This window comes from Photobacterium sp. BZF1 (genome assembly GCF_014349205.1).
Taxonomy (GTDB): Bacteria; Pseudomonadota; Gammaproteobacteria; order Enterobacterales; family Vibrionaceae; genus Photobacterium.
In genome coordinates, this window is sequence record NZ_JACSOF010000308.1 from 1 (window position 1) to 1,349 (window position 1,349).

At 43.7% G+C, this 1,349-nt stretch carries 1 protein-coding gene; it reads right to left on the minus strand.

Going from position 1 to position 1,349, the window contains the following annotated elements; translation table 11 throughout:
* Nucleotides 1-254: 254 nt before the first annotated feature.
* Nucleotides 255-1,283 (minus strand): IS110 family transposase, encoded by a 1,029-nt coding sequence (locus tag BIZ37_RS30175; protein WP_187464673.1) that lies wholly within the window; start codon nucleotides 1,281-1,283, stop codon nucleotides 255-257.
* Nucleotides 1,284-1,349: the final 66 nt, after the last annotated feature.

Here is a 1,349-nt window from a genome sequence, read left to right on the forward strand (position 1 = left end):
TCTGGACATATATGGACGCCCCTGTGATTGCAAGAACTGATTAGATACGGCTCGCTGACATATATCCGACGTCTTAGGGAGCTCCTGATGCTCGCGCCATGATGTAATTCGCTCTCTGCTTCCTTTACATTTCCACGGCATAACTCATGCCTTGTCCAGAACCAGGTTTTAACAGAGACGTTGACCGTTTGTTCATCAATACTTGCAAACTCGGGTACTGCTGTTTATCTATAGAAAGATCTATGTGTTAACTGTTATGCAAAAGCTTTATTCACGTCGAACTGCTCACCTGAGCTTAAAAGACGCCACCCAATTCGGCACAATTTATTTGCCAAGGCGACTATCGCTTTGACTTTACCTCGCCTGACTATCAACTCTCGTAGCCAAAAGCCCATCTTATCTTGACGTTTATCTGCATATCGAACAACCGCCCGTGCACCATGCAAGATAAGCGTTCGTAACTGTTTATTGCCATTTTTAGTAATACCTTTCAGGCAGGACTTACCTCCTGAACTATGCTGCTTAGGTACTAAACCACACCAAGCAGAAAACTGACGACCATTCGAAAATTGCTTGCCAGTGCCAAGCTCACTAATTAATGCAGAACTGATAATTGGGCCAAATCCAGGAACTTCTCGTAATGCTCGAAAACGGCGGTCGGTTTTACACAACTCTAGCAAGTCGTATTCTACCTGCTGAATATCCCGATTTAACTGCTTGAGCTCATCATAATTTTCAAGCAATAGACGCCTCATAACATGAGAGAGCTGGTTGCTTGCATCTTCAATGGCTAATGGCAGAAGTTCTTGGAATTTAGCCACGTGCTTGGGGAATATAACACCGTATTCCGCAGCCATAGCGCGGGATTGATTAACCAAAGCAATACGATTATCGATAAGGCGTTGACGAACATTTCGCAGCGCTTTGATATCTTGCTGTTCAATCGTCTTTACTTGCACTGGATGCACGCCTGGTCGTTGGGAAGCTTCACATATTGCTCGCGCATCATTAGCATCATTTTTCTGATGCCCAACGAACGGTTTAACGAATTGAGCAGGAATTAACATAACTTTAAACCCATGCTTCTGCATTTGCCTTGCCCAGTGATTGGATGATGCACAAGCCTCCATAGCAATCAGGGTGTTATCTGGAAGCTGACTGAGCTTTTTCATCAGATCATGTCTGGTAATCTTTCTGTTCCATGCAACCTTGTTATCATGAAGCAGAACACAAACCTGAAAGACAGACTTGGCAATATCGATACCAACAACTTTAATATTCATGATGGATGCTCCTTCGTAATTAAGTGCTAACACCTTAATTCTGGCTCATCGAAGCCGTTAAGTGGG